24 protein-coding genes and 1 pseudogene are annotated in these 25,170 nt (G+C 58.9%); 5 read left to right on the forward strand and 20 right to left on the reverse strand.

Going from position 1 to position 25,170, the window contains the following annotated elements:
- Positions 1 to 169: 169 nt before the first annotated feature.
- From BSP239C_RS18595 to BSP239C_RS18610, 4 genes are all read right to left on the reverse strand, one after another.
- Positions 170 to 1,891, reverse strand: coding sequence for a thiamine pyrophosphate-binding protein (locus BSP239C_RS18595; RefSeq protein ID WP_257930286.1), 1,722 nt, complete (start codon positions 1,889 to 1,891; stop codon positions 170 to 172).
- Entirely contained in the window at positions 1,888 to 2,700 is an 813-nt protein-coding gene (locus BSP239C_RS18600) for a cyclase family protein (RefSeq protein WP_101574838.1), read from the reverse strand. The genes BSP239C_RS18595 and BSP239C_RS18600 overlap by 4 nt, the downstream gene beginning before the upstream one ends.
- A 166-nt stretch (positions 2,701 to 2,866) precedes the next feature.
- On the reverse strand, positions 2,867 to 4,318 hold the full coding sequence (locus tag BSP239C_RS18605; protein ID WP_101574839.1) for an MFS transporter: 1,452 nt from the start codon (positions 4,316 to 4,318) through the stop codon (positions 2,867 to 2,869).
- Positions 4,315 to 5,364, reverse strand: a complete 1,050-nt coding sequence (locus BSP239C_RS18610; protein WP_219618929.1) for an MBL fold metallo-hydrolase — start codon at positions 5,362 to 5,364, stop codon at positions 4,315 to 4,317. Before BSP239C_RS18610 ends, BSP239C_RS18605 begins: the two co-directional genes overlap by 4 nt.
- 242 nt (positions 5,365 to 5,606) lie before the next feature.
- Between BSP239C_RS18610 and BSP239C_RS18615 the strand changes: the two genes are divergently transcribed.
- Positions 5,607 to 6,095, forward strand: a complete 489-nt coding sequence (locus BSP239C_RS18615; protein ID WP_101574841.1) for a cupin domain-containing protein — start codon at positions 5,607 to 5,609, stop codon at positions 6,093 to 6,095.
- Positions 6,096 to 6,237: 142 nt separating this feature from the next.
- Positions 6,238 to 6,969, forward strand: coding sequence for a S9 family peptidase (locus tag BSP239C_RS18620; RefSeq protein ID WP_180959100.1), 732 nt, complete (start codon positions 6,238 to 6,240; stop codon positions 6,967 to 6,969).
- 107 nt (positions 6,970 to 7,076) lie between these two features.
- On the opposite strand, the gene BSP239C_RS18625 is transcribed toward BSP239C_RS18620, so the two are convergent.
- From BSP239C_RS18625 to BSP239C_RS18645, 5 genes are all read right to left on the reverse strand, one after another.
- Positions 7,077 to 9,470, reverse strand: a complete 2,394-nt coding sequence (locus tag BSP239C_RS18625; RefSeq protein WP_101574843.1) for a bifunctional salicylyl-CoA 5-hydroxylase/oxidoreductase — start codon at positions 9,468 to 9,470, stop codon at positions 7,077 to 7,079.
- A 16-nt stretch (positions 9,471 to 9,486) separates the two neighbouring features.
- Positions 9,487 to 11,133, reverse strand: a complete 1,647-nt coding sequence (locus BSP239C_RS18630; protein ID WP_101574844.1) for an AMP-binding protein — start codon at positions 11,131 to 11,133, stop codon at positions 9,487 to 9,489.
- Between the two features lie 43 nt (positions 11,134 to 11,176).
- Positions 11,177 to 12,109 carry an acyl-CoA thioesterase II gene (locus BSP239C_RS18635; RefSeq protein ID WP_101574845.1) on the reverse strand — a complete coding sequence of 311 codons (933 nt, stop codon included), beginning with the start codon at positions 12,107 to 12,109 and terminating at the stop codon, positions 11,177 to 11,179.
- 33 nt (positions 12,110 to 12,142) lie between these two features.
- Positions 12,143 to 12,616, reverse strand: a complete 474-nt coding sequence (locus BSP239C_RS18640) for a cupin domain-containing protein (RefSeq protein WP_101574869.1) — start codon at positions 12,614 to 12,616, stop codon at positions 12,143 to 12,145.
- Positions 12,617 to 12,722: 106 nt separating this feature from the next.
- Positions 12,723 to 13,559, reverse strand: a complete 837-nt coding sequence (locus BSP239C_RS18645) for a fumarylacetoacetate hydrolase family protein (protein ID WP_101574846.1) — start codon at positions 13,557 to 13,559, stop codon at positions 12,723 to 12,725.
- A 237-nt stretch (positions 13,560 to 13,796) separates the two neighbouring features.
- On the opposite strand from BSP239C_RS18645, the gene BSP239C_RS18650 reads away from it, so the two are divergent.
- Positions 13,797 to 14,237, forward strand: coding sequence for a RidA family protein (locus tag BSP239C_RS18650; protein WP_101574847.1), 441 nt, complete (start codon positions 13,797 to 13,799; stop codon positions 14,235 to 14,237).
- A gap of 153 nt (positions 14,238 to 14,390) precedes the next feature.
- Here BSP239C_RS18650 and BSP239C_RS18655 read toward each other — a convergent pair whose 3' ends face one another.
- The 4 genes and pseudogenes from BSP239C_RS18655 to madL all read right to left on the reverse strand — a co-directional run bounded on the left by BSP239C_RS18655 (position 14,391) and on the right by madL (position 16,558).
- The gene (locus BSP239C_RS18655; protein WP_257930287.1) at positions 14,391 to 15,017 is read right to left on the reverse strand and encodes a PaaX family transcriptional regulator C-terminal domain-containing protein; all 627 of its coding nucleotides are present in this window, start codon (positions 15,015 to 15,017) and stop codon (positions 14,391 to 14,393) included.
- A 21-nt stretch (positions 15,018 to 15,038) separates the two neighbouring features.
- Positions 15,039 to 15,248, reverse strand: a pseudogene (locus BSP239C_RS21440) (PaaX family transcriptional regulator); the annotation flags it as partial.
- Positions 15,249 to 15,401: 153 nt separating this feature from the next.
- Complete coding sequence (gene madM / locus BSP239C_RS18660; RefSeq protein WP_101574849.1) at positions 15,402 to 16,163, reverse strand: malonate transporter subunit MadM; 762 nt, start codon at positions 16,161 to 16,163, stop codon at positions 15,402 to 15,404.
- A complete protein-coding gene (madL, locus tag BSP239C_RS18665) occupies positions 16,163 to 16,558 on the reverse strand; it encodes a malonate transporter subunit MadL (RefSeq protein ID WP_101574850.1) in 396 nt (131 codons plus the stop codon). The genes madM and madL overlap by 1 nt, the downstream gene beginning before the upstream one ends.
- A gap of 421 nt (positions 16,559 to 16,979) precedes the next feature.
- Between madL and BSP239C_RS18670 the strand changes: the two genes are divergently transcribed.
- Complete coding sequence (locus BSP239C_RS18670) at positions 16,980 to 18,677, forward strand: DEAD/DEAH box helicase (protein ID WP_257930288.1); 1,698 nt, start codon at positions 16,980 to 16,982, stop codon at positions 18,675 to 18,677.
- Positions 18,678 to 18,791: 114 nt separating this feature from the next.
- On the opposite strand, the gene BSP239C_RS18675 is transcribed toward BSP239C_RS18670, so the two are convergent.
- From BSP239C_RS18675 to BSP239C_RS18705, 7 genes are all read right to left on the reverse strand, one after another.
- Positions 18,792 to 19,247 carry a hypothetical protein gene (locus BSP239C_RS18675; RefSeq protein WP_101574852.1) on the reverse strand — a complete coding sequence of 152 codons (456 nt, stop codon included), beginning with the start codon at positions 19,245 to 19,247 and terminating at the stop codon, positions 18,792 to 18,794.
- Between the two features lie 9 nt (positions 19,248 to 19,256).
- Entirely contained in the window at positions 19,257 to 19,691 is a 435-nt protein-coding gene (locus BSP239C_RS18680; protein ID WP_101574853.1) for a helix-turn-helix transcriptional regulator, read from the reverse strand.
- A gap of 37 nt (positions 19,692 to 19,728) precedes the next feature.
- On the reverse strand, positions 19,729 to 20,184 hold the full coding sequence (locus tag BSP239C_RS18685) for a hypothetical protein (protein WP_101574854.1): 456 nt from the start codon (positions 20,182 to 20,184) through the stop codon (positions 19,729 to 19,731).
- A 153-nt stretch (positions 20,185 to 20,337) separates the two neighbouring features.
- On the reverse strand, positions 20,338 to 21,141 hold the full coding sequence (locus BSP239C_RS18690) for an ABC transporter permease (protein WP_101574855.1): 804 nt from the start codon (positions 21,139 to 21,141) through the stop codon (positions 20,338 to 20,340).
- Positions 21,142 to 21,149: 8 nt separating this feature from the next.
- Complete coding sequence (locus BSP239C_RS18695) at positions 21,150 to 22,049, reverse strand: ABC transporter permease (protein WP_101574856.1); 900 nt, start codon at positions 22,047 to 22,049, stop codon at positions 21,150 to 21,152.
- A gap of 6 nt (positions 22,050 to 22,055) precedes the next feature.
- A complete protein-coding gene (locus BSP239C_RS18700) occupies positions 22,056 to 23,240 on the reverse strand; it encodes an ABC transporter substrate-binding protein (RefSeq protein ID WP_101574870.1) in 1,185 nt (394 codons plus the stop codon).
- 14 nt (positions 23,241 to 23,254) lie between these two features.
- Positions 23,255 to 24,298, reverse strand: coding sequence for an ABC transporter ATP-binding protein (locus tag BSP239C_RS18705; protein ID WP_101574857.1), 1,044 nt, complete (start codon positions 24,296 to 24,298; stop codon positions 23,255 to 23,257).
- Between the two features lie 100 nt (positions 24,299 to 24,398).
- Here BSP239C_RS18705 and BSP239C_RS18710 point away from each other — a divergent pair, with 100 nt between their 5' ends.
- Positions 24,399 to 25,163 carry a winged helix-turn-helix domain-containing protein gene (locus BSP239C_RS18710; RefSeq protein ID WP_180959102.1) on the forward strand — a complete coding sequence of 255 codons (765 nt, stop codon included), beginning with the start codon at positions 24,399 to 24,401 and terminating at the stop codon, positions 25,161 to 25,163.
- The last annotated feature ends 7 nt before the right edge of the window (positions 25,164 to 25,170 follow it).

The following is a 25,170-nucleotide window of genomic DNA, read 5'->3' on the forward strand; positions in this document are numbered from 1 at the left end:
CGGGCTGCCCACCCTGAACGGTTCGGCTCTGGCAAGGTCCCAAAGGCACTCGACCTGCCTGAGACCGCCTGGATCAACAAACCCGAAGAATCAGTCGTCGATCAGCAAGCCGCCTAACTCCCTTTGGCCTCATTCACCTTGACAACTTCCGTGCTGGCGAAACCCCGTGCTAGTGGCTACTGAAGGCTTCCTGCAGCCACCAGGCTCCCCCATCCGACGAGATCTGAGCGTCGATGATCAACGGGCAGGTGGGATTACTCGCCACCCAATCGGCAACAGAGGAAAGAGAAGAGAGCTCCGTGACGGTGATGGCCTCAGCACCGAACCCACGCGCAATGCGCGCGATATCCGTGCGTTCGAACGTAACGGCGTCCATAGATGGAGTCACCGCCTGCGACCCGAAGTGATGCACCTCGGCGCCATAAGCCGCGTCGTTGTACACGATGCAGACCAAAGGCAGTCGCAGTCGCACAGCCGTCTCCAGGTCAGCGATGGCCATGTGGAATCCACCGTCCCCGGTGCCGAGCACGGGAAGCCGCCCTGGCTGAGCCAGGGCGGCACCGATTGCTGTGGCCAGTCCAAGACCGATCGACTGGAACGCCTGAGTAAAGCAGAAACCCTTCTCGTCGGGCACCCCGAGGAACTGCGCCGGGTAACCCATGAAATTTCCGGAGTCGACGGACACGATACGTTCGCTCGGCAGAATCTCGTCGAGTATCAGCGTGAGAGCACGCGGTTCGACACCCGTGCTGGACGTCTCCCCTTGATCGACCGGTTGTTGACGCCAATCCCCGATGGCAATCGAGGCTCTAGCCTCGTCACTGCGATATCCAGTTCTCGGTGCGTCTCCGTGTCTGGCTTTCCACATGTTCTGGGCTGCCTGCGCCGTCGCGCCAGCGTCACCGATCAGAGCCAGGTCAATGGTCCGGTATCTGCCGGGTGCAATTGGGTCAACGTCGACCTGGACAATTCGTGCGCCATCGCCGAGCAGCCGCCCCTGTCGCGTGGTCCAATCATTGAGCGCGCAACCGAAGCTCACGATCAGATCAGCATTGCCAATAAGCTCAGCGGTGTTCGGCGAGGAGAATCCTCCAGAGATCCCGAGGTTGAATGCCTGTCCCTCGTACCCCACCGTGTTGAACAGCCCTTTCGCAACCGCAGAGGTAGCCAAAAGCGCACCCGTGAGTTCAGCGAGTTCGGCGATCGCTTCACCCGCTTGTCGGCCACCCCGGCCCACGATGAAAACTGGTCGTTGAGCCCGGTCGAGTTCCGCAATCAGAGGCTCGATGTTGCTCGGAACAATCGGAGCCCTGGTCAGCTGCTCTAGCATCCGGTCGACGGACTCATCGACCCCGGCTGCGGTCGCAACCGGGCTCGATTGCAAATTGAGCGGCATGCTCAGTACAACGGATTGCCTATCGACGACAGCCTGATGCCACGCTCGGAGAACGTCGGTGAGCACGGTGTCTGCTCGATGCAGACGATGTGGCATCGCACCGACCGAGACAGCGAATGCATCCTGGTCGATGGTGAAGTTCGAGTGCACATCTCCCTGTGCAGGCTCAGCGGCCAGCAGCACCAGAGGAGTCCGAGACTTGGCGGCCTCGCCGAGGCCGGTGGCAGTGTTCGTCAACCCGCAGCCCTGGTGAACGCTGACCAGTGCCGGCACATCACTCATTCTCGAGTGTGCATCGGCCATGGTGACAGCGCCGCCCTCGTGCCTGGCTGCGAAATACTGCACACCGGAGGCGACAAGTTCGTTCGTCACGTCGAAATTTCCAGAACCCACGACTCCGAAACAATGGGTGGCGCCAAGTCGAGAGAGCGTGCGAGCGACAACCTGGGAGCCGATCAGGAGCATGCTATCCGCGCCTTCGACCGCTTCCGTCATTGTGCGCCTCCGGTGGAGCCATCGACCAATGCGAAGACGCGCGCAGGAGACCCGGTGCCCCCAGCGATGGGCAGCGGGGCGATCACGACGATCGCGCCTCGCGACGGCAATTTCTGCAAGTTCCTGAGCGAAGTGATCCCATATTTGTCGTGGCCGAGCAGATGGTAGTGCATGGGAAAGGCCGGCTCGAGCGCCGCTGCCCCTCCAGCGTCTATACCGACAGTCTCGACACCAACACCGGAGATCTCAGATCGTTCCGCCAACCATCGGGCGCATTGAGAGGTGAATCCAGGGGTGTGCGAGCCTCCATCGTATTTGTTGAGGAAGTCCTGTCGGTCGCCTGCACGGGAGTCCCAGCCTGTACGCACCAGGACCCAGCAGTTGTTTGGGAAAGCGCCATTCTCCTCTTCCCAGGCTTCAATATCGGCGGTATCGATAAGAAAGTCGGGATGCTCATTCGCCTGCGCAGAGAAGTCGAGGACGACTGCTGGTCCGATGAGGCGTGCGGGCTCCACCTGCGAAACGTCCTTACCGTCTCGTCCAGAAATCCAGTGGATGGGCGCGTCGATATGGGTGCCGATGTGTTCACCGGTATGGATGTTCGCGTGCTTCCAATACGGTCCACGATCGTCGTATTCGGCCTGATTGTCGATCGAAAAATCAATGAGGTTATTGAACGGGTCCGGCAGCTCCAGGGTGGGGGTGCTGCTCGATAAGGGCGCAGTCAGATCAACTATCCGGAGGTCCCCGTCGCCTAACGCTTGAGCCAGCGTGGCAGTGGCTGATTCAGCACCTACAGTTTGAGACATTGATAAGCTCCTTTGCTTGAACACGACTGCAATTGACACATAGTGCTAGCGGTTTGATAAGCGAGTGCGCGGTTGGTTTGAGCGTCAAAAGACTACCGCCTAACGGAGTCTCCGTGACTCAGCGACCTCAGTAAAGTGCCGGCACACGGCAGAGACCTGAACGCTCTCAGCCGCTGAAGCTGAACTTCTTCTGCAGACTCCGTGCTGTGCGATCCGGGTTGAGCAACACGACAGAGAGCAAGCCGACACAAGTCAGATAGATCCCGATGAGGATGAACGACGAGTTCATTCCGTCGGCCAACCGACTGGCCATCTCTGCCGTGTCGCCAACGCCCTGCGGGTCTGCCGAATAGCCTGCCCTATCCATGAACACCCCCACCATCGCCGGAGCAATGACACCGCCGATCGAAGCGAACCCGGTCAGCGTCGCCATCACTGCAGCTCGCTGCTTCGAACAGACACAGAACGCGATTGCTGTGGGAGCCAGTGGATAGATCAGCGCGAGCCCAGCACCCACAGTCAGGAATCCCACCGCACCATACCCGTGCATATGCGGGAGAATTGTGAAGCACAATCCGGAGATCAGCAGAGTCACACCGAACAAGGCACCCATTGCCCAGCGGACTGTAACTCCTCGTTTCATCAAATACCGAGAAGCGAACCCCAAAATCAGCAATGCGCCAGCTCCGACTATCCAAGGAAAAGTCGAGACGAGTCCGATCATTTCCGGCTTCAGATCGACAACCGAGGACAGATACTTCGGCGACCACGTTGACAGGAATCCTTGAGCCCAAAAACAACCAGCGCCCGCCAGCAGCGCGACGAGAAACATCCACGATCCCAAAACTCGGCGTATGGGAACCATTCTGAGAAGGTCCGAATAGTCGGCAATACTGGGTTTCGCGTCCAGATTCGCCTCACCTCGCGAATCCGTATCGGGCCCGGCATTCACCTCGGCGTCGGCCTTCTCTGCAGGCGCGCTAGCGTGACCGTAAGGACCCTCTCGTCCGAATATCAGCCAGGCCAGACTCCACATGAGTCCAACGACTCCGAGGAGCCCAAAGGCCCATCGCCACCCGAGGGCGGGATTGGCGATCACCCATGCCAGCAATGGCGCAGCAATGATTGGACCAATTGCGGACCCGGCTGCAACTACGCTGCTCGGAAGACCACGTTCTTTCGGGCTGAACCATGCCTGGGCGTGTTGAAGGGAAATCGGGGTGGCCGGCCCTTCGGCTGCGCCCAGAAGAATTCGCGTGACGAGAAGCACCGCAGCTCCTCCCCCGAAGAGCATCGGAAACTGCAGCACAGCCCACGAGACTCCCATTGTCAGTAGGATCCACCGAGTTGGGACCTTTCCTGCGATGAAACCCACCGCTATTCCGGCAATGGAGAACAGGAAGAAGAAGGCGCTCCCGATGAAGCCGAACTGGCCTGATGTGAGACCGAGTTCCTTCATTGCCGGGCCTGCGACGAGGCCGATGACCGCTTTGTCAGCAAAATTGATGATCTGGAACGCAACGAGGAGTCCCGTGACGATCCAGGCACGCCGGTTCATCCGCCCCTTGCGCACTGCCGCACGCAGGGTGTGATCGGCTAGGTCCTCATGTGTGGTCATACCGTCACCTCCACGGCACCGGAATTATGTGCGACCGCTTCGCCGATTGCCGTCTCTCTGGGACTGATTCTGTAGACATCATTGTCTTCAGCGATCATGACTTCCCTGTCGTAGTCTTTCCGCACCGTTGAGAGCATGGCCGCGAGGTCCGCAGCCCCCGGGGTGTTCGGTACAACATGGTGCAGCACCAGCGACTTAGCACCGGAGAGCCTGGCAACCTGGCCGACGTCCATGTAACTCGTGTGCGATTCGCGAAGGTGAACTTCAATACCATCGCGAGTAGGACCATCAGGAAATGTGCTGAGAATTCCCGGGAGGTCGATGACTTCGTGAAGCAGCAGGTCGACGTTGTGAGCAAGTTTCATGCAGTTCGTCGAGTAGGCGGTATCACCCGAGATCGCGACTGATCCATATTTGGAATCAATGCGAAATCCGAACGCGGGGAAACACAGGCGATGGTCGACGAGGATAGCCGAGATCGTGACCAGCTCGTCCGAAAAGACCACAAAGGGCTCCATTTCGGGGTGGCGATTGTCAACGGCGTCGGCGGCCGCGGCGTCCGGTATCTCAATATTGTGCGCGCGAATCCACTCGTGAGGCTCCGTTCGCTTCTCGTCAGCCATCCGTATCGCAATGTCGGAGGCAAAGACTTTGTCCAGCAATGAGTCGACGATGTCGGTTGTGCTCGACATGCTCCGGCCATTGAGCTGGGCTGTCAACGCTCGTTCGTGATCGCCGTCCAGTGCTGGAATACGCTCAGGCTTTCCCGGACCGAACACATTGATCGGCGCACTGAATGACTCGCCGGGAACCTGCCACCCGGTGCTGAGATACGAACCGAGATCATAAATGTGGTCAGAGTGATGATGTGTCAGGAATACCCCTCGCAGATCACCCCAGCCTGCGTGCCTGCGATAATTTCGAATACTCCCCATCCCGCAGTCGAAAAGGTAGGTTGCACCATCGACTCGAACTGCGGTGCTGGTCCCAGCCCGGGAGCTCGAAACGATAGGCCCTCCGCCAGTGCCAAGGGTGTGAACGCTCATTCCGTCCAGTGAGTCTGAAGTCACGATGGAACCTCTCGTAGGTAGCGTGCATCTACGGGGCAATGGTCAAGGCGGTCTAGCTCACGCCAAGATGCTGCGCCGCGTCAGAGTTCGGCCTCATCACCGAACGTGCTCCAGATCATATACAGTTATTTTCACGGTCGCAATACCTGTTGCATATCTATGGTCGGCTCTGGCATGCTGAGTGCACCAGCACCGACACACCGACGAAGGAGTCGAACATGGAATCACAACTTGGCCAAGAGATTATTCTCGGAGACCTGCCCAAGGGCATCACTCTGGCAAGCGAGGCAATGGGGAACAAATCTTGGAATGTCCTCGGTCATACCTACCTGTCAAAGGTTGACGGACCGAACAGCTTCGCTTGGCTGTCTTTGGACCCGGCTGACACCGGAGTTCCACCACACGTTCACCCACTGCAAGACGAGCACATCTACATTCTCGAGGGCATATACACCCTGTATCTCGACGGTGAGTGGATGAAGGCCGGTCCTGGCGACACCGTCCGCATGCCGAAGGGCCTTCCGCATGCCTACTATGTCAAAGGCAACGAAGCTGCAAAGTCGCTGTTCTGGGTCAGTCCTGCAGGGCAGCTGGCTACGCTGTTCGATGAACTCCATAACGTCTCCGATCCCGAAGAAGTCGTAAGACTTTCTGCACAGCGCGATGTGAACTTCCTACCGCCAGGCAGCGTCCCCGGAGCCGACTAATCACCAAATTTGAGGTAGCGGCTTACCGCTGGTATCTCCACCTTCAGCTTCGACGCCCGCTATTGAGTGAGCTTCGAGGCTGAAGTTGTGTGAAGGGTCAGTACCCGAAACATATCCACCTCTCGGCTACACGATGCGGAAAATGAACACTGAAGAACTCGGAGCGCAACGATCGCTCCCGTATGGAAATGACGAAGACCAGGTCTTCGACCTCTGGCTTCCGAAGGGCAATCACATCCGCGGTATCGCGGTGTTGGTCCATGGCGGATATTGGCGTCGGCGTCTCGACCGATCCCTGATGGCCCCTATGGCGAAACTGCTTGTCGCCGATGGATGGGCAATCGCCAACGTTGAGTACCGGCGAGGCCCAGACAGCCCTTGGCCGATCCCGTCGATCGACGTTCGCACCGCCGTGCGGGAGATCCGTGCAGTCGCGGCCACAGAGTCAATTTCGGGGCCACTCATCTTCATCGGACATTCTGTCGGAGGCCAACTGTGTCTGCTCAACTCCGATTGTTCGGATGCGTTGGTGGCATTGGCGCCCGTTACCGACACTGCGAGAGTGTATGCCGAGGGACTGGGCGACGGGGCTGCCCGTGAGTATTTTCAACAATCTCCCAATGAGGCGCCAGATGTCTATCGAAGTTCATCGCCTATATGCTGCGCGCCCCCTGAGGTGCCCACTTTGCTGGTGCAGGGCAACGACGATGACCGTGTTCCGCCTGAGCACACAATGAGGTTCGCAGACAGGATCCGCCCCACGACCGTTGTCGACCTGCACTGCTTCGAACAACTTGGGCATATCGAACTCATAGAGGCTGGTTCAGAGCATTGGGATTCCACCTTGCGCTGGATGAATGCGCTGACGCTATAGTCGTTGAGGTTCCCAGCAGAGTTTCCAGAAGCCTGCTTTTGAAACGCAACCTAACATCTGAATGCGACTAGGGCCGTCCTTAACAGGACGGCCCTAGTCGCTTCTCATCAGGCTCCGCTGAGCGCAGGTTCCCTTTGCCCCTCGGGCTTCCACCGAAGATGCGGATCATCGATCAGCTCATCGTCGCGCAACAGCGACAGTCGAGGCCGCACAGCGTCGGTCCGAGCAGACGGCGGCTTCCTTCGACCGGCACGGAACTGATTCGGCCATTGCGCTCCTGGACCTTCATATTCCTGTTCGACTGCAGCGTGCAGAGTCCAGTTCGGGTCGTAGAGATGCGTCCTGCCCACCGCGATGAGGTCGGCTCGTCCGGCCAGAAGGATCGAATTCGCATCGTCGAATGATGAGATAGCACCAACGGCGACTACTGAAACTCCTGCCGGTCCGGCGACCTCTTGACGGATTCGATCAGCGAACGGCGTTTGGTATGAGCGTCCGTAGGCGGGTTGTTCGTCGGCGGTCACCTGGCCGGTGGATACATCGATACCGTCCACACCATGGTCCACGAATGCCTGTGCGATCTGCACAGCATCATCGACGGTGTTTCCGCCCTCGATCCAGTCTGTGGCGGAGATCCTCACTGTCAGTGCACGATCTGTCGGCAAAGCTTCTCGCACCGCGTCGAAGACCTCGAGTGGGAACCGCAGCCGGTTCTCCAAACTCCCTCCATACTCGTCTGTTCGATGATTAGCTATCGGAGAGAGGAAAGCGGACAGTAGATAGCCATGAGCGGCGTGGAGTTCGATGACGTCAAAACCGGCGTCTGCTGCGTTCTTTGTCGCCTGCACGTAGTCAGACAGAATGGTTTCCATGCCGTCACGCCCAAGTTCGTTCGGCGGGATGTTCCCCGGACCGTAGGGCAGCGCCGAGGCGGACACCGTTTCCCAGTTACCCTCGTCAAGCGGCTGGTCGATGCCTTCCCACATAAGTTTCGTCGAACCTTTGCGGCCAGCATGGCCCAGCTGCACACCAGTCTTAGATGCTGAATGCGAGTGGATGAAGTCGTTGATCCGACGCCATCCGGCAACCTGTTCCTCGGAATAGAGCCCAACACACGCGGGTGTGATTCGCCCCGCCCGCGATACGGCCGTCATTTCCGCCATCACAAGTCCAGCACCACCCATCGCCTTCGAACCTAGATGGGAAAGATGGAAGTCGGTAGGAACTCCGTCATCCCCGGCCGAGTACATGTTCATCGGCGATACGACTATTCGGTTCGCCAGTCTCTGCGGACCAAGGTTGTGAGGCTGGAACATCGCAGGTGCTACCTCGTCGGAGTCCTGCTGGGCGGCAAAGCGCTCTTCCACTTGGCGAGCGAAATCAGGATCTCGAAGGCGAAGATTCTCCTGAGTGATCCGCCGCGATCGGGTGAGGAGGTTGAACGCGAACTGAACCGGGTCCTGGCCGGCATACATTCCGAGCACTTCGAACCATTCCAACGAGGCCTGCGCTGCCCTCTGTGTCGATTCGACAACCGGACGACGTTCCGTCTCATAAGCATTCAATCCCTGGTCAATCCCTGCGTGCTCGTGCAGGCAGGCGGCCAGAGCCAGAGCATCCTCCATGGCCAGCTTTGTCCCCGAGCCGATAGAGAAGTGAGCCGTATGCGCAGCGTCGCCAAGGAGCACAACATTGTCGTGAACCCATGAAGCGTTGCGCACCGTGGTGAAGTTGAGCCATTTGGAATTGTTGAGAAGCAGCTCATGATCACCGATTTCCTCGGCGAAGATCTCCCTGATCTTCTCGACCGCGAACTCGTCGCTGACCCCGGGTGGCAGCACCCGTCCTTCAGTGGCGTCGAAACCTGCACGACGCCACACGTCCTCATGCATTTCGACGATAAAGGTTGAGCCCTGATCTGAGAACGGATAGCCATGCACCTGCATGACGCCGTGTTCAGTCTCCTTGATGAAGAATTTGAACGCTTCGAATACCTCAGAAGTGCCCAACCACATGTATTTGTTGGGGCGCGCATCGACGGAGGGGGTGAAGTCCGACTCGAAATGCCGCCTGATCTGCGAGTTCACGCCGTCTGCGGCAACGACGACGTCGTAGTCCCGGGACAGCTCCTCAATGTCGGGTGCCACAGTGGAGAACCGGACGTCAGCTCCGACTTCCTGTGTCCGACGCTGGAGCATCTCAAGCAGGTCCTTGCGGTACATCGCGGCGAAGCCTTGTCCACCGACCGTCATCGTTTTGCCACGATAGTGGATATCGATATCAGCCCAGCGTGCGAAATGTCGCTGCATGTAATCAGAAACGACTGGGTCGGCATTGGCAATACCGCCGAGAGTCTCGTCAGAGAACACGACGCCGAAGCCAAACGTGTCCGATGCCGCGTTCCGTTCCCAGACTGTAACCTCGTGGCCTGCGTCGAGTTGTTTCATAAGCGCGGCGAAATAGAGTCCTCCAGGGCCCCCGCCAACGATTGCTATCTTCATCTCTTGTCGTCCTTTCTCATGCGTGAACGGCTGGGGCGGCTTCGGCCTTGAGCGCGTCACGAAGTTTGAAGTGTTGGAGTTTTCCACTGGGATTGCGGGGCAGAGCCTCCACGAAGCGAATCTCCCTCGGGTACTTGTAAGGCGCTATCTGCGTCTTGACGAAGTTCTGGATTTCGCGTGCCTTTTCCTTGCCTTCCGCTGCGTCTTCTCGCAGGACGACGAAAGCAGTCACCAGTGCCCCTCGTTCCCGATCGTCCTTGCCGACGACGGCACATTCGACAACATCTGGGTGTTCGTTGAGCGCAATTTCAACTTCAGGCGCGCCGATGTTGTACCCGGAAGAGATGATCATGTTGTCGCTGCGCGCCTGATAGACGAAATATCCGTCGTCGTCGCGGAGGAAGGCATCTCCAGTGACGTTCCACCCGTTGACAACATAATTGCGCTGCCGCTCGTCGTTGAGATACCGGCATCCCAGCGGACCGCGCACCGCGAGACGACCGACGGTGTTGTCAGGTGCTTCGTTGCCATCGTCATCTAAGATCACGGCGCGGAAGCCCGGAACTGGCTTACCCACGGCTCCGGGCTTAATGTCGTCGCCTGCTGCGGAGATGAATACGTGGAGCATTTCAGTGCCGCCGATGCCATCGATGAGCTTGAGTCCCGTTGCTTCGTGTACGGCTTCCCAAGTGGCCTGCGGCAGATGTTCACCCGCCGAGACCCCAAGTCGGAGATCAGAGAGGAGGTCTGCTCGTCCCGCTTTGATGATCGCCCTGTATGCCGTTGGAGCCGTGTAGAGAATCGTCACCCCCGAATCGTGAGCATACTGTGCCAATTCAAGCGGAGTTGCTCGCTCAACGACGAGGGAAGCGGCTCCAAAATACAGAGGGAAGACGACAAGCGCGCCCAGACCAAAGGTGAAGGCCAGCGGAGCCGAGCATGCGCATTTGTCATCGGGGCCGACTTTGACAATGTGGCGGGCAAACGTGTCGGCATTGGCGAGGATGTCCCGGTGGAAATGCATCGTCGCCTTCGGCGCTCCGGTTGTCCCCGAAGTCGGACAGAGCAACGCCACGTCGTCTGCAGCTGTGACAACATTGTCGAACGATTCTGCTTTCTGCCCGGATCGAACGGTGAGGTCGTTGTCAGCATCCGAACCGATCGGGATGATCTCGACCCCACGACTGGCTGCAGGTCCAGAGAATCCGTCTAGGAATCGGTGGTCGACGAGCGCAAGGTTGGGCTGAGTCAGCTCGAGAAGCGAATCGACTTCCTTTTCCCGGAGCATCGCCATAGTCGTGACGACCACTCCACCGGCTTTGAGGACTCCGAGCCAGGCTGCGATGATCCAGGGTGTGTTCGGTGCTCTGAGAAGCACCCGGTTGCCGGGCACGATTCCGCAGTCCTCGGTGATGACACGGGCGATCTGGTTGGACCGGGCCAAAAGTTCGCCGTAGGTCCATTCCTCGCCTTCGGGCGTAAAAAGAGCCAGCCTTTCGGGTCCGAATCGCGCCACCGCATCATCGATGAGCGTCGTTGCCGCATTCAGACGATCCGGGTAGTTGACATCATCGATGGTGAACTCCAGGTCGGGCCAAAGATCTGCCGGAGGGAGGTTGTCACGGGCGAACGTATCGACGTAGCCCGATGGAGTCAGTTCCATGTGCTTTCCTTCATTGTCGTCGCAGGCTCCTGGGAGTCTGGCCTCAGGCGTCGGTGCCGGGGGCGATCATTCCTTCTTGGGCAACAGTGGCGATGAGTTCGCCTTGACGAGTGAAAAATCGGCCCAGAGACAGTCCTCGCCCTGACTGCATAGATTCGGCATCCTGGGAGTACAAGATCCAGTCATCAAGGGGAGCCTGTCGGTGGAACCACATCGCGTGATCGAGGCTGGCTGTGACCAGACCTGGGCTGGACCAGGTCAGTCCTTGCGTCCGCAGCAACGGTTCGAGAATCGTATAGTCGCAGACGTAGGTCAGACCGATGCGATGCAGATTTGCAGCTTCGTGGTCATGCTCCCTGGCTGTCAGCGGTGTAAAGGCCCGCACCCACACACCCTGGTGTGATGACGGCTTCTGTGTCTTCCCAACATTGTTGCGCTCGAGGTAGATGGGTCCTGGGATATGCCGCATATCGAAGCTTCGGCCGTTCGCCCAGTAACGTGCGGCATCGGTTTCGACACCTTCCAAGACGTCTGCGGCCGAGGCGAGAGAGTCGGGATCGACGTGCAAATCATCACCGGCAGGCATTGAGTACTCTGCGCCAAGCGTCGGTGCTTGGAACGAACCGGTCGAAATGAACGCGGTCTTTCCGTTCTGGATACCGCGAACGTGCCGAGTCGCGAAGTTCCGTCCGTCGCGCAGAATCTCGACGTCATAACGGACGGGCTCGAGCATGTTCACGGGTCGCATGAATGTCGAATGCGTGGAGTGGATGACCTTTTCGTCGACCATTGTCGCGATCATCGCTGCGGTCGCTTGAGCAACCATGTCACCACCGTAGGCCTTCGGCCAGGGTGCGTACTGCGGGATCGCTTCGAAGCTTTCCAAGTCTGTCCCAGTCGGTGCCTCGACGGGGATCAGGTCGACCGCGTCAAGGAACGTCTGCGAAGTCTGCGGGGCAAGAATTTGGGTCGTCATGTCACGTTTCCTTTTTGTCGGGTCTCCGATCGATCAAGCCCGGCGGTAACCGGGGAGCTGCTCATCGGGAACCTCGTCGAGATTGACGACGATGTTCTCCGGGGTACGTGCGGTGATCCAGACGAGCTCCTCGGTTGTCGACATGTTGGCCTCAACGTGTGGCATGTACGGCGGAACGAAGACCCAGTCGCCTTCTTCCATGTCCAGGTACTCCTGGTACCTCTCACCGAAGTAGATGCGTCCGCGCCCCCTGAGCACACGTCCACCAGTCTCAGCTTCACCGTGATGGTGAGGCACGGACCGATAGCCGGGTTCATTCGAAACTTCGCCGAACCAGATCCGAGTTGCCGGCGTGTGTTGGGGAGAGACACCGGACACGCGAATGCAGTCGCCGGACTGCGTCGTGTTTCGGTCTTCCTCGCCATTGCGAGTCACGACCGGCACGACCTGGCCTGTGTCGTCTGCATATTTCGAGTTATCAATTTCTGTCGCGATGGAATTTGTCATGATGTTCTTCCTTTCGGGTTCTTCACCGGTGATCAGCGTCATCGATGATCGGATTTCTTCTTGGACGTGCTGTCGTCTTCGTGGCGTCAAATTTCAGGCTTTGAGATCAGGCACTTGCAATCGCCACTGTGTTTTTCAAGATGCCCAATTCTTCGATCCTCGTGCTGATGACGTCGCCATCGGAGAGGAATCGCGGTGGGCTCATTCCCGAACCCACTCCGCCAGGTGTGCCGGTGAGCACTATGTCCCCTGGTGTCAACGGAGTGAATCGGCTGATGTAGGAGATGAGTTCAGCCGGAGGAAAGACCAAAGTCGACGTATCGCCCACTTGAACTCGTTCGTCGTTGACCCATCCTTCAACGGTGAAGGTCGGATCGTCGTCAAATTCGTCTGCGGTGGTGATCCACGGACCGACTGGAGTGCTGGCTGCGAAGTTCTTGCCTTGGAACCACTGCAGAGTGCGCTTCTGCCAATCACGCATCGACACGTCGTTCGATACTGCATATCCCGCAATGGCTGCTGCAGCCGTCGTCGCATCTGCGTCTGAAACATAGTCCCCGACGATCACTGCAAGCTCAGCTTCCCAGTCAACTGCCTGGCTGCCCTTGACTCTGATCTCACTGTTCGGGCCAGTGAGTGTGTCGGCATATTTGGCGAACAGCGTCGGATGTTCTGGCAGATCTCTTCCCATCTCAGTGATGTGGTCACCGTAGTTGAGCCCGCAGCAGATGACCTTGCTCGAAGTGGTCAGCGCAGACGCGAACTCAACGACGTCTGAAGCACCGATCGTCGGGCCAGATGACAATGCTGTCATGGCCGCTTCACGCCAGCTTTGCGATCGCAGCAGTTCGGCGACGTCACCGAACGGCAGAAGTACCCACCCATCGGCCGCAGCGACAGCGGCTTGGGTGTTCTCCCCCATTCGCAGGGTCGCAATCTTCATCTCTGTTCACATCCTTGTGTATGGAGTTCCGTCAATTTCACTGTCGAGTCGGCATCGGCTCGGTGATCTACATATTCTGCGAATCTGACGTTCGTCATGTAAAGTGAATGTAGCACATATGGCGGGCGTCACAACACCCCGTGCAGGGATTCGGTTCCGAGTCCAGCCGATCTAGGTCGGCCGTCACTCGCCGTACAAGCAGTGAATGTAGGAAAGCAACGAGCCAATGGAGGAAGTATGAGTTCGCAGCAGAACACAATCGAGCACCTGCCCACTGAGCACCAGGTAGTCAACCCTGAGGCACTACCCAAGCCCCGGGGCTACGCACACGGTGTCAGAGCAGGCGACACCGTTCACCTCGGCGGTCAGACTGCTCTCGACATCAACATGAATATCGTTCCAGGCGGAATCATCGAGCAGTTCCGGCAGGCATTCGGCAATGTACTCGCCACTCTCGCTGAAGCTGGTGGCGAGCCTCGCGATCTGGTGAGCGTGACGATCTATCTGACTGACGTCGACGACTACATGGAAAACGGTCGGGAGATCGGGAAGATCTGGCGCGAGATGGCAGGTTCGGACTACCCAGCCCTGGCGGGGATCGGAGTAAGCAGGCTCTGGCAGAAGGAAGCCCTTATCGAGATCCAGGGAGTCGCGGTCATTCCGCCATCACGCGCGTAGGCACACCAGGGGAAGAATCGGATCTCACATTCGACTTTCACTGTGAAAAGTGGGGCTAGACAAAGAGGTGGTCGTACAGACGATGTCTGTACGACCACCTCTTTGCTCCCTCTGCCATCTGCGTAGTGGCTGAGCTGCTTGAGTGCGTTTTGTTCAGTTCCGACGTCCGCCAGCGAAGACGTTGTCAACGTATTCGCCAGCCGGATCCGAGAGCATGCGATGAACCTCGTGGAAGATTGCTCGCACACGATCGCCGTTCCATTCGGTGAGTTCAACATCAACAGGCAGCGGCGGGACTAAATAGGGTAGTCGCCGCCACATCGTCAGCATTGGCACATAGATACGAAATGCCTCTTGAGTGATTTGTGCGGCGTCTGATGGTTCCGCTTCTGAACGGGCCCGCCACTGTTCAGCGATAGTCGCATAGAAGGAAAGGAACTCGTCGAAGTGTGAGTTGAGCTCGTCGAGGTCCCACCACTGGCCAACCTTCTCTGCCAATTGCTCATCACCCATGTACTGACCAGAGAAGTATTCCACGTATCCGCCCAGGCCCTTCCGTTCAAGGACTACCTGAGCTTCGTGGAGGTTGGCTGCCGGAGCGATCCAGAGGCCCTGTCCGACATTCCCGAAGCCGAGACTAGTGAGTGTCGCGCGAATCTGGTGGCGTATCGAACGCTGCGATTCCGGAACCGAAAATGTGACCAGCGCCCAGAGGCCGCCACTGTCGGGGCGACTTTCGGAGAAGATCCTTTCGTCGCCATCCGAAATCGTCTCCGACATTGACGGATCCAGCACATAGGAGGCCACTCCATCGTCCCGAATCGAATCGAGTATCCCTTTGCGTTTCAGGCGAGAGATGGCCGACCGCACTCCTGGCGAATCAAATCCAAGATCGCCCATGAGGGTCACCAGCGATGCCACTGGAATAGCAACATGAGTCGGCCGTCCGTACATTGCGAACAGTGTGAGAATGACATCCTGGTGGCGAAGGTTCGGTTGCGGAATATGCATGAAAAACCGTGTGGTCTCCTCACAGAATCAAGCGCGAAACGGTTCATCGCGGGCACTGCTCGTTATAGGCCCACCCTATTCGAGAACTTCAGCCATTTCAGCTCGTCGCTGCCCCGCACGGGCGCGGCGACGAAACATCTCCCCCTCTGCAGCTCACCCGACGAGTGCGCGAACGGCGAAGTACAGCACCGAGGGTGCCATGAGCAGGCCGAGTCCGGTGTAGAACGTCGAGGTCATGGCCCCGTAGGGAACCAGTCGTTTGTCGGTGGCGGCCAGCCCGGCGGTGACTCCGCTGGTGGTCCCGAGCAGACCTCCGAAGACAATGGCTGAACGCGGGTTGTTCAGTCCGATGTACTTGGCCACAAAGGGGGTGGCGACCATGGTCAGGACCGATTTCACCAGTCCCGCACCGACGCTGAGTGCAATCACTCCGCTGCCGGCACCAAGCGCTGCACCGGTGACGGGTCCCACGATGTAGGTGGCCGTGCCGGCGCCGATGGTCGTGAGGTCAACGGGGTCGCGGTAGCCGAAGAACCAGGCGATCACGGCTCCGATGACGAAGGACAGGACGACTCCGAGTACAAGTGCGATGATTCCGCCCAGACCCGACTTCTTCATCTCCTCGAAGCTGGCACCGAAACCGGTGGCCACGATCGCTAGGTTGATGAGCATTCCGCCACCCATGAGTCCGACCCCGGAGAAGAGGCTGAGGTCGGCCAGACCGTTCTCACCGCCGGTGGCGACACCACCGATATAGGCGAGGACGAGGCCGAGGATGATGGCGATCGCTGAGGCCTGGAACTTCCCGCGGGTGAGCACCTTGGAGATGAGGATGGCCACGGCCATGACGAGCCCGACGAGGGCGAAGGCAACGACGAGGTCATTGTCTTTAAGCGTGGTGAGCAGGGAATCCATCACTTCACCTCGGCGAACTCTTCGACGGGTTCGTCGATGCCCGGGGTCTTCACACGCGCGAGCACCGGCACCAGGGCGAAGCTGGCGATCACGGCGGCGATGCCGGCCACGAGAGCGACGGGTCCTGCCGTGACTGCGCCGACGACGTTCTGCGTCGCAGCCATCGCCACGACGATGGGAATGTACATCCCCGACCAGAACGAGATCCCCGAGGATGTCTCTGGCTTGAGCCGGCCATTGCGAACTAGGAAGTTTGTGGACAGGATGAGCAGAAGCATGGCGATGCCGACGCCGCCGACATTCGCATCGACTCCGAGCAGGTCACCCAGGAGTGTGCCGATCCAGGTCCCGATCAGGAGGCTGCCCGATAACAGGGCTACGCCCAGAATAATCACTTTCGACCCCACTCTTCGACTGCATGCTGCGCCATTCCGGACGCAAACCTCGCAAAGCCTATACGACGAGGCCAGCAGGGTCACATCACCTTCCGAACCATCCGTCTGCAGGTGCTCTGGAACCCGGCCGATGAGGTCGTAGGGTCCACAGCATGTATCCTGGTAGTACCTGCGAACCTGAATCCTAGGTTCCCTGCGTCGTCAGGACGCCTCGTCTCTGTAACCGTGAAGAATTCCGGTCGCATGATTCTGAAGCCGTTTTCTCTCGGCGAACGAGAACGCCAATCGGCGTTCCCACACCTTGACCGGAAGCGGCTCCTGTCTCCATTCTGTGGCGGCAGTGCGTCCTCCGGCACGTCGAAGGGCCAATCCCATAGCTCCCTCACAGAACTCCAGCTCAACTAGTACAGACACCGCACCCGTGACTTTCACCGAACTCGGCGTTCCCGATGTTCTGGCCGAAAGCCTTCGTGCAGAGGGCAAGGCCAACGCCTTTCCCATCCAGCAGGACACTCTTCCGGACACGCTCGCTGGTCGCGACGTGCTGGGCCGAGGCAAGACCGGCTCCGGTAAGACTCTCGCCTTCTCCATTCCCATGGTGACGCGTCTGGCCGCTTCCGAGGCTTCTTCGTCTCGCCGCGGCCGTTCTCCTCGGGGCCTGATCTTGGCGCCCACGCGTGAACTCGCCACCCAGATCACGAACGTGGTCGATCCGCTGGCTCGCGCCTACAACATGACGACCACGACCATCTTCGGTGGAGTGAAGCAGAAGCGTCAGGAAGTCGCCCTGAATGCAGGAGTCGATATTGTCGTCGCCTGCCCGGGACGACTCGAAGACCTGCTCCAGCAGGGTGTGGTCTCCTTGGACCAGATCGAGGTCACCGTCCTCGACGAAGCCGATCATATGGCTGACCTGGGCTTCCTGCCCGCTGTCACCCGCATCCTTGAGAAGACACCGGCCAACGGACAGCGGATGTTCTTCTCCGCCACCTTGGACAACGATGTGAACAAGCTGGTGCGCCGCTTCCTTCACAACGAGGTGCTCCACTCCGTCGATGACCCCAACTCGCATGTCTCCGACATGACGCACCACGTGTTCGAGGTCCCCGATGACAACAAGAACGAGCTGGTTCACCGGCTCGCTTCCGGCACCGGACGTCGCATCATGTTCACGCGCACCAAGCACCGGGCCAAGCGCTTCGCCCGTCAGCTCACCGCCCAGGGAATTCCCGCCGTCGACCTGCACGGCAACCTGTCCCAGGGCGCACGAGACCGCAACCTCGCGGCCTTCAGCGAAGGTGACGTCAAGGTCCTCGTGGCCACGGACGTCGCAGCCCGCGGCGTGCACGTCGATTCCGTTGAACTCGTCGTCCACGTGGATCCTCCGACCGAGCACAAGGCTTACCTGCACCGCTCCGGTCGTACGGCACGTGCCGGCAGCTCGGGCGAGGTCGTGACGATCATGTTGCCAGAACAGCGCCGAGACACTCAGCAGCTTCTGCGCAAGGCCGATATCAAGGTCAGCCCGCAGAAGGTCACCTCTGACTCCCCCGCTGTGACCGATCTGGTGGGTGAAACAGCTGACTTCGTCGATCCACAGATCGCAATCCAGGCCGCAGCAGACAAGCAGAAGGCGGAACAGCCGCAGGGCGGCCAGCGCTCATCCGGACGTCGTCGCGGAGGTCGCAGTGGCAGAAGCGGCCGCAGCGGCGAGTCGAGTCGTGCGAACCAGTCGGGCAGCAGCACCGGCGGACGCAGCCAGGAAGGCCGTTCACGTTCGAATGGTCAGAGCAGCAGTCGCGGCGGAGAAGGCACCCGTGGCGGACAGAGCACTCGCAGCGGACAGCGCAGCCAGGGCGGTCAGAGCACACGCAACAGCCAGAGCCCCCGTGGTGGTCGCTCTTCCGAAAACGCCCAGGGCGGACGTCGCAGCGAGAGCACTCGTGGCAGCCGTTCTTCCGAGAGCACTCGTGGCAGTCGCCGCAATGAAAACACTCGTACCGGTGGTGGGAACCGTCGCGCCGCAGAGAATCGGGGCACGAGCCCTGAGACCCGCAACCGCAACCGTGGCCAAGCGGCGTCCGGAGGCTCACGCGCGGTCTACTCGTCCAACTCCTGAGTAACTCGCTGTAGAACAATAGATGACGGCCTTGCCCTAATAGATAGGGCAAGGCCGTTCGTCGTCTGTAACGACGGCGCGCAGTATTCGAAGTTCGGGTGAATCAGGCGTGGGTCAGTCAGATTCGCGACTATCGGGATCCTCGAGGTCGATGGTGATTTCCCCACGCGGGATGATCGGAAGGTGCACGGGCGAGCCGAACACCTTCGCCGTAATGGTGGCCACGCCTTCACGCAGATAGGGCAGCACTGTCATCACCCCAACTTCGTTGGCGAAGTGTCGAACAGTCCGTTCGTGCACAACGAATCCATCTTCCGCCTCGTATTCCCCTGCCACACTGACCGTGGCCTGGCCTTGCGGAAAATCTGCAGTTCCAGTCAGGCGAATCCCGAATTCGCTTTCATCCGACCTCACCGCGAGATCAATGGACACGTTTCCACTTTCTCCTGCGGGAGACTCCGATTCGAATCGTCGCGCCGAGACCTCGTAGTAGTCAATGGATTTCAGATGCGAATGATCGATGAGGTCCTGGAGCCGTGATACGTCCGAGTCTCGAGTCGTCTCTTTCATTGTGCTCCCCTAGTTCGCCAGATCGAAATCGGAACGGTTCGAGGTCTTCCACCCGGACTTCGCGACGCGAACCCGATCTGCATCATTGAACTCGATTGAGTGTGCCGGATTCGGCGAGGCGTTTACCCATCGGTCCCGAGCAGCCAGATGAACCGATTGACCAATATCCGTATGGACTCGATGTTCCACGAGTGCTCCTACAGCGTTGGCGTATCTGCGCACGGTCGAGGCCTTAGGGTCGGAGTCGTATCGTTCGAACTTATAGATCGACTGCTGCGTGACGCCGAGACGATCAGCTACATCTTGCTGGCTCAGTCCCGATCGTCTGCGCACACGAATGAGAGCGGCCTTCAGCTCTCTATCCTCGCGAGCCAAGACCTTCGCGCGTGTCTTGACGAACGCCAGGTCCGGGGGTGACACGAAGCAGTCATCAGTTGTGGTCATGTCACACATGATACCGAAACAACCTCCAGGTTGTGAATCATGAATTCGTCGCTTCCCAGCCATCTTCGGCACCCAACTCATACCGTTGGGCCGCATACTCAATTTCACGCTGCTGTTCACGAGGACCAGTTTTGATGTGCCTGTGAATCGCTACCAGCGCAGACGGGAGCCCCTCTGGTTCCGCGTGATAAAAGCGAAGCGCCTTACTCAATCCACGTCGGCGGAGTTCAAAGATCTCCGGATGTTCGTTGATCGCTTTGATAGGCGTCTTCGCGTCGGCCGATTCCCACAATTGACCATATGCCGCAGCTTCCATGAGTTCTTCAATCTCACCAAGTTCGATCACTCGCGCAAATGGAGCGAGGCTTGCCAACCAACGATCAAAGGCGACAACGGAAGGGTGAGACCCATCAACGTGATTCCTCCACGTCAGCGGAACTTCGCGCTTGACACAGCATCGCGAATCGCTTCCGTTCCTACGCCTGAGTTCCATGACCCGAGGCTACCCAGACCCACTGACACAACTCAGATTTCTGCAGTCTCACCACTCTGACGCAGATCTATTGCACCAAACGAAAGTCCACCACAAACGACTCCCCTCACCACCTCGGCGGCGGTGGAGAGTCGTCTCTGAACGGGTTCGGGCTCAGGCGGCCCCGGTTGCTGCTTTCCCACCGATCTTGTTTGCCAACATGATCGGGATGATCGAGACGATCACGAGGAAGGTCGCAATGACGTTGACGATCGGAGCCTGATTGGGCCTGAACATATTGTCAAAGATCCAGATCGGCAGCGTCTGCACCCCGGTGCCCGCGGTGAACTGCGTGACGATGATTTCATCGAAAGACAGGCCGAAGGCGAGCAGCCCACCGGCGAGCAGAGCACTGCGCAACTGCGGGAATGTGACCAGCCGGAACGTGGTGAAGGCGTCTGCCCCCAGATCCATTGCTGCATCGCGAAGGTTTCCGGAGAGCCTGCGCATGCGAGCGAACACGTTGTTGTAGATGGTGACGATGCAGAACGTCGCATGCGCCGTGATCACGGTGAGCAGACCCAACTTCCAGCCGAGCATCGTCGTGAACGCATTGTTCAAGGCGATACCGGTGATGATGCCGGGCAATGCGATCGGCAAGACGACGAGCAGGTTCACTCCCTCTTTGCCGAAGAACTCGAACCGGTCAAGGGCCAAGGACGCCAGTGTGCCGAGGATGAGCGCGATCACTGTCGCACACGCCGCAACCAGGAGGCTTGTCCCCAACGCGGAGAGGGCTCCGCTGTCGCTGAAGGCCCTGATCCACCATTCGAAGGTGAAGGACTTCGGCGGCCAGCCCAGTGATTGGCTGGAGTTGAACGAGTTGATGACGACGATGAACAACGGAATGTAGACGAAGGCCAGGACCGCGCACACGATGATGGTGAGAACGGCTTTGACCGGTAGAGGAATTCTCATGGTGTGTCCTAAAGGTTCTTCAGTGCGCCTGTGCGGCGAACGGCGGTCAGATAGATCAGGATGACCGCAATCGGAATGAATGCCGTGGCCGCCGCCAGCGGCATGTTGCCACCGGTGCCGACATTCGCGTAGATCAGAGTTCCCAACAGCTGCTGTGATCCACCGACGATCTGCACCGCAATGTAGTCACCGAGGGTCAGTGAGAACGAGAAGATGGAACCGGCGATCACCGAGGGCCACACGAGCGGGATGATCACCGCGGTGAACGTTCGCCACCCCTTTGCCCCCAGGTCGCCCGCCACTTCGATGAGACTGTCCGGGATCCTTTCGAAGCCTGCATAGACGGGCATCACCACATAGGGCAGCCAGATGTAGGACATCGTGATGATCGTGGCGATGAGTCCCAACCCCGGCGAGACTCCGATCGAATCGAGCAGACCATGCGGTGAGACGATGGTCCGCCACGCGTAGGCCTTGACGAGGTACGCCGCCCACAGCGGCATGAGGAAGGCGACAACCAGCGCCCCTCGCAGCCGTGGGCCGGCGACCTTCGACATGAAGTACCCGACGGGAAGGGCGATGAGGACATCGATGACCGTCACCGACACCGCGATGATGAGGGTCCTCACCGTCACCGCCCGATACAGGGCCTCACCGAATACTTCTTTGAAGTTGCCCAACGTCCAGTCCTGGACGACCTGACCGGTGAAGCTGTCGGTCGACCAGAATGCTGTTACGAGGAGCAGAAGCAGCGCAATGATGTAGATGAGAATGAGCCAGGCCAGTGGCGCCGCGAGAAGCACAGTCAGCGACAATCGTTGGTGCGAGCCGAAGAAGCTCGATAGACGTCGCGTGGCGGTGCTCGGCGGAGGTTGAATTCGGCTCTTGGTGCTGCTGGACTGGCTCATTCGTGATCATCCCTTAATCTGCTGCCACGCTTTGGTCCACGCGGCGTAATCGGTGCATTTGACGTCGGTTCGCCCGTCAAGGCACTCGTTGATTGGTGTGGTCCAGTACCAGATTCCGTCGGCGTACTTTTCGTCTCCGGCATGGTAGGTATCGCAGAAGTCCGGATCTTCGGCTTCCTTGCATGCACCAGGGTTGTTCGGAGCTTCACCGAAGTACTCTGTTGCCGCGGCCGAACCCTTAGCGCTGGACATGTAGTCGAGCCACTTGTACGAGCAGGTGGTGTTCTCCGAATCCGAGGAAACCATCCAGGTATCGCTCCAGCCTGTGGTCCCCTCATCGGGGATGACCGCACCGAACTTCTTCGGGTCGAGCTCGTTCTTCGTCACCTGCCAGCCGGTGCCTGCCACCACTGAACCGTTCTCGAAGCCCTGCAGGGACTTCAGGTAGTCCGACCAGTACTCGGCGACATTCGGGCTCTGCTTCTTCAGCAACTCGACGGCCGCATCCAACTGCTTCTCATCGAGTGAATACGGGTTCTTGATCCCCAGCTCCGGATTGTGCTTCATCAGGTAGACCGCGGCATCGGCGATGTAGATCGGCGAATCGTAGGCCGTGATCTTGCCCTTATGCTCGTCTGCCTTATCGAAGACGACATCCCATGAGGTCGGGGCCTTCTTGAATTCCTTCTTGTTGTACATCAGAAGGTTCGCCCCATAGCCGTGAGGGACGCCGTAACTCTTGCCGTCGAGTGAGTTCCAGTCACGGTTCTTCAGGAAGTCGTAGACGTTCTCATAGTTGGGAACGAGATCATTGTTGATCGGCTGCACGTCACCGGCGGCGATGAGTCGCAGAGACAGGTCCCCGGATGCGGCAACAACGTCGATCCCACCCTGTTTCATGAGGTTGAACGCCTCATCACTTGTCCCGTAGGTCTGCGACTTCACATTGCAGCCGGTTTCCTTTTCAAACGGGGTCACCCAATCGGCATTGGGGTCATTCGATCCGTCCTCCACATATCCCGGCCACGCCAGGAGTGAGACCTCGCCCTCGGGCTTGCCGAGTTCTTTGAGCTCTGTGGATTCGGCATCAGATTTGTCCCCGGAGGACGTTCCGCAACCGCTCATTCCGAAGGTCAGGGCAACCGCCGCAATGAGGGCCGCGCCTCCTTTGGCGCGCTTTGTCAGTGCCATCTTCACTGTTCTCCTTAATCAAGTGCGACGTGTGCCGCTGATTGTTCGTCCGCCCGGAGTTTCCGAACGTCAGAGTCGTTGAAATCGAGGCTCACCTGCTCGCCGAGGCTGCGGCTGGGTGAGTCGGCAGGTTCGAGTACGGACACTTCGACGTCGTCGATATCGACGATCGTCCGATGGTTCGCACCGATGAACATGCGGTTGCGAACGGTCCCCGTCAACCGCCCGGCTTGTCCGCTTCCTGCCGAGGAGATGCGTAGATTCTCTGGTCGGATCGTGAACATTCCACTTCGCCCCAGCAGCCGCTGGGAATGCTCTTCATCGAAGAGGTTGGAGGTTCCGACGAATGAGGCGACGAATTCCGTTGCCGGTGCACGGTAGAGATTCTCCGGTGTATCAATCTGTTGGATCTGTCCGTCGCTGAAGACGGCGATCCGGTCGGAGAGGGTCAGGGCCTCTTCCTGATCGTGGGTGACGAAGACGAAGGTGATGCCGAGGTTGCGCTGCAGGTCTTTGAGTTCGACCTGCATCTGTTCGCGCAGCTTCTTGTCCAAGGCGCCCAGGGGCTCATCCAACAGCAGGACCTTCGGATCCACGACGATGGCACGGGCCAGGGCCACTCGCTGCCGCTGTCCGCCGGAGAGCTCACTGGGCCGACGCTTCTCAAAGGCGCCCAGCCTCATCCGCTCGAGCGCTTCACGCGCCAGTTGACGCCGCCGAGACTTCGCCACCTTGCGGATGCGCAGACCGAATTCCACGTTTTCGATGACGTTGAGATGCGGGAAGAGCGCATAGTCCTGGAACACCGTGTTGACATCGCGGTCGTAGGAGGCGAGTCGTTGAACCGGTTTGCCGGAGAGTTCGATCGTGCCGGCTGTGGGCTCATCGAAACCGGCGATCAACCGGAGCACCGTGGTCTTTCCGGACCCGGATGGACCGAGCATCGAGAAGAACTCTCCTTCGGCGATATCCAGGTCGACTCCGTCGACGGCAGCGACATCACCAAACCGCCGTTCAACACCCTTAAGGGAGATCGCGGTTGCCGCGGTTGCTGTCATGATGCGCTCCTCAAAACCAAGTGATTGTGTCGTAAATCATATAAACACATGAAACCATATGTTTCAAGGTTTTTTCAGCTTCTACTCGGATACTGGACATATGGAAGATAGCCGTTCGAACTCTGCGGTCACCGCGGCCATCTACGCCCCGATCGGCGAGAAAGCGCTGGTTTCCAGGATCCGGCAGCGCCTCGAAGACGCCATTGCAACGGGAGTCCTCGCCCCAGGTGACCGCCTGCCCGGGGAGACGGCACTGGCATCGCGGTTTCGAGTTTCGCTCGTCACCGTCAGAGAAGCGCTCCAACATCTGCGTGCCACAAATCTGCTCTACACCAAGCAAGGGCGGGGCGGCGGCAGCTTCGTCGCGGTCGATTCCAGACACGCGAGCGCTCTATTGGAACAACGCATCGCCGCACTCTCTCGCGCAGAGATCACCGACCTGGCAACCTATTACCGAACCATCGCCGATGGTGTGCTGAGAACGATTTCGGCCATGGGCCTGGAGGAGAACCTGTGCGCCGTCCGCGAGACCTTCATCCGCGCAGACCCGACTGACGGCGCTGCCGCCCGGTCGGTCCAAGGTGGCCTGGATCTGCGCCTGGCAGGTGAGTCCCAATCGGTTCGCCTGGTTCACGAACAGATCCGCATCCAGAATGATTTCGGCGCACTTCTCTGGATCGGATTGGATGACGCTGAGCTCCGCGATTCGATCTTCGCCCTCAATCGGACAATGCTTGATGAGATGATCTCGGGGCACACGGACGCCGCAATCACGGCCCGTGGAGAAGCTGTTACCATCTCTCTGAGATGGTTGCTGTCCAGACGCAATGACGCACAAAGGCACGAACGTGAGAACAATCGCTGAAACACCC

The sequence above is a fragment of the Brevibacterium sp. 239c genome (assembly GCF_900169365.1).
In the GTDB taxonomy this organism is placed as follows: Bacteria; Actinomycetota; Actinomycetes; order Actinomycetales; family Brevibacteriaceae; genus Brevibacterium.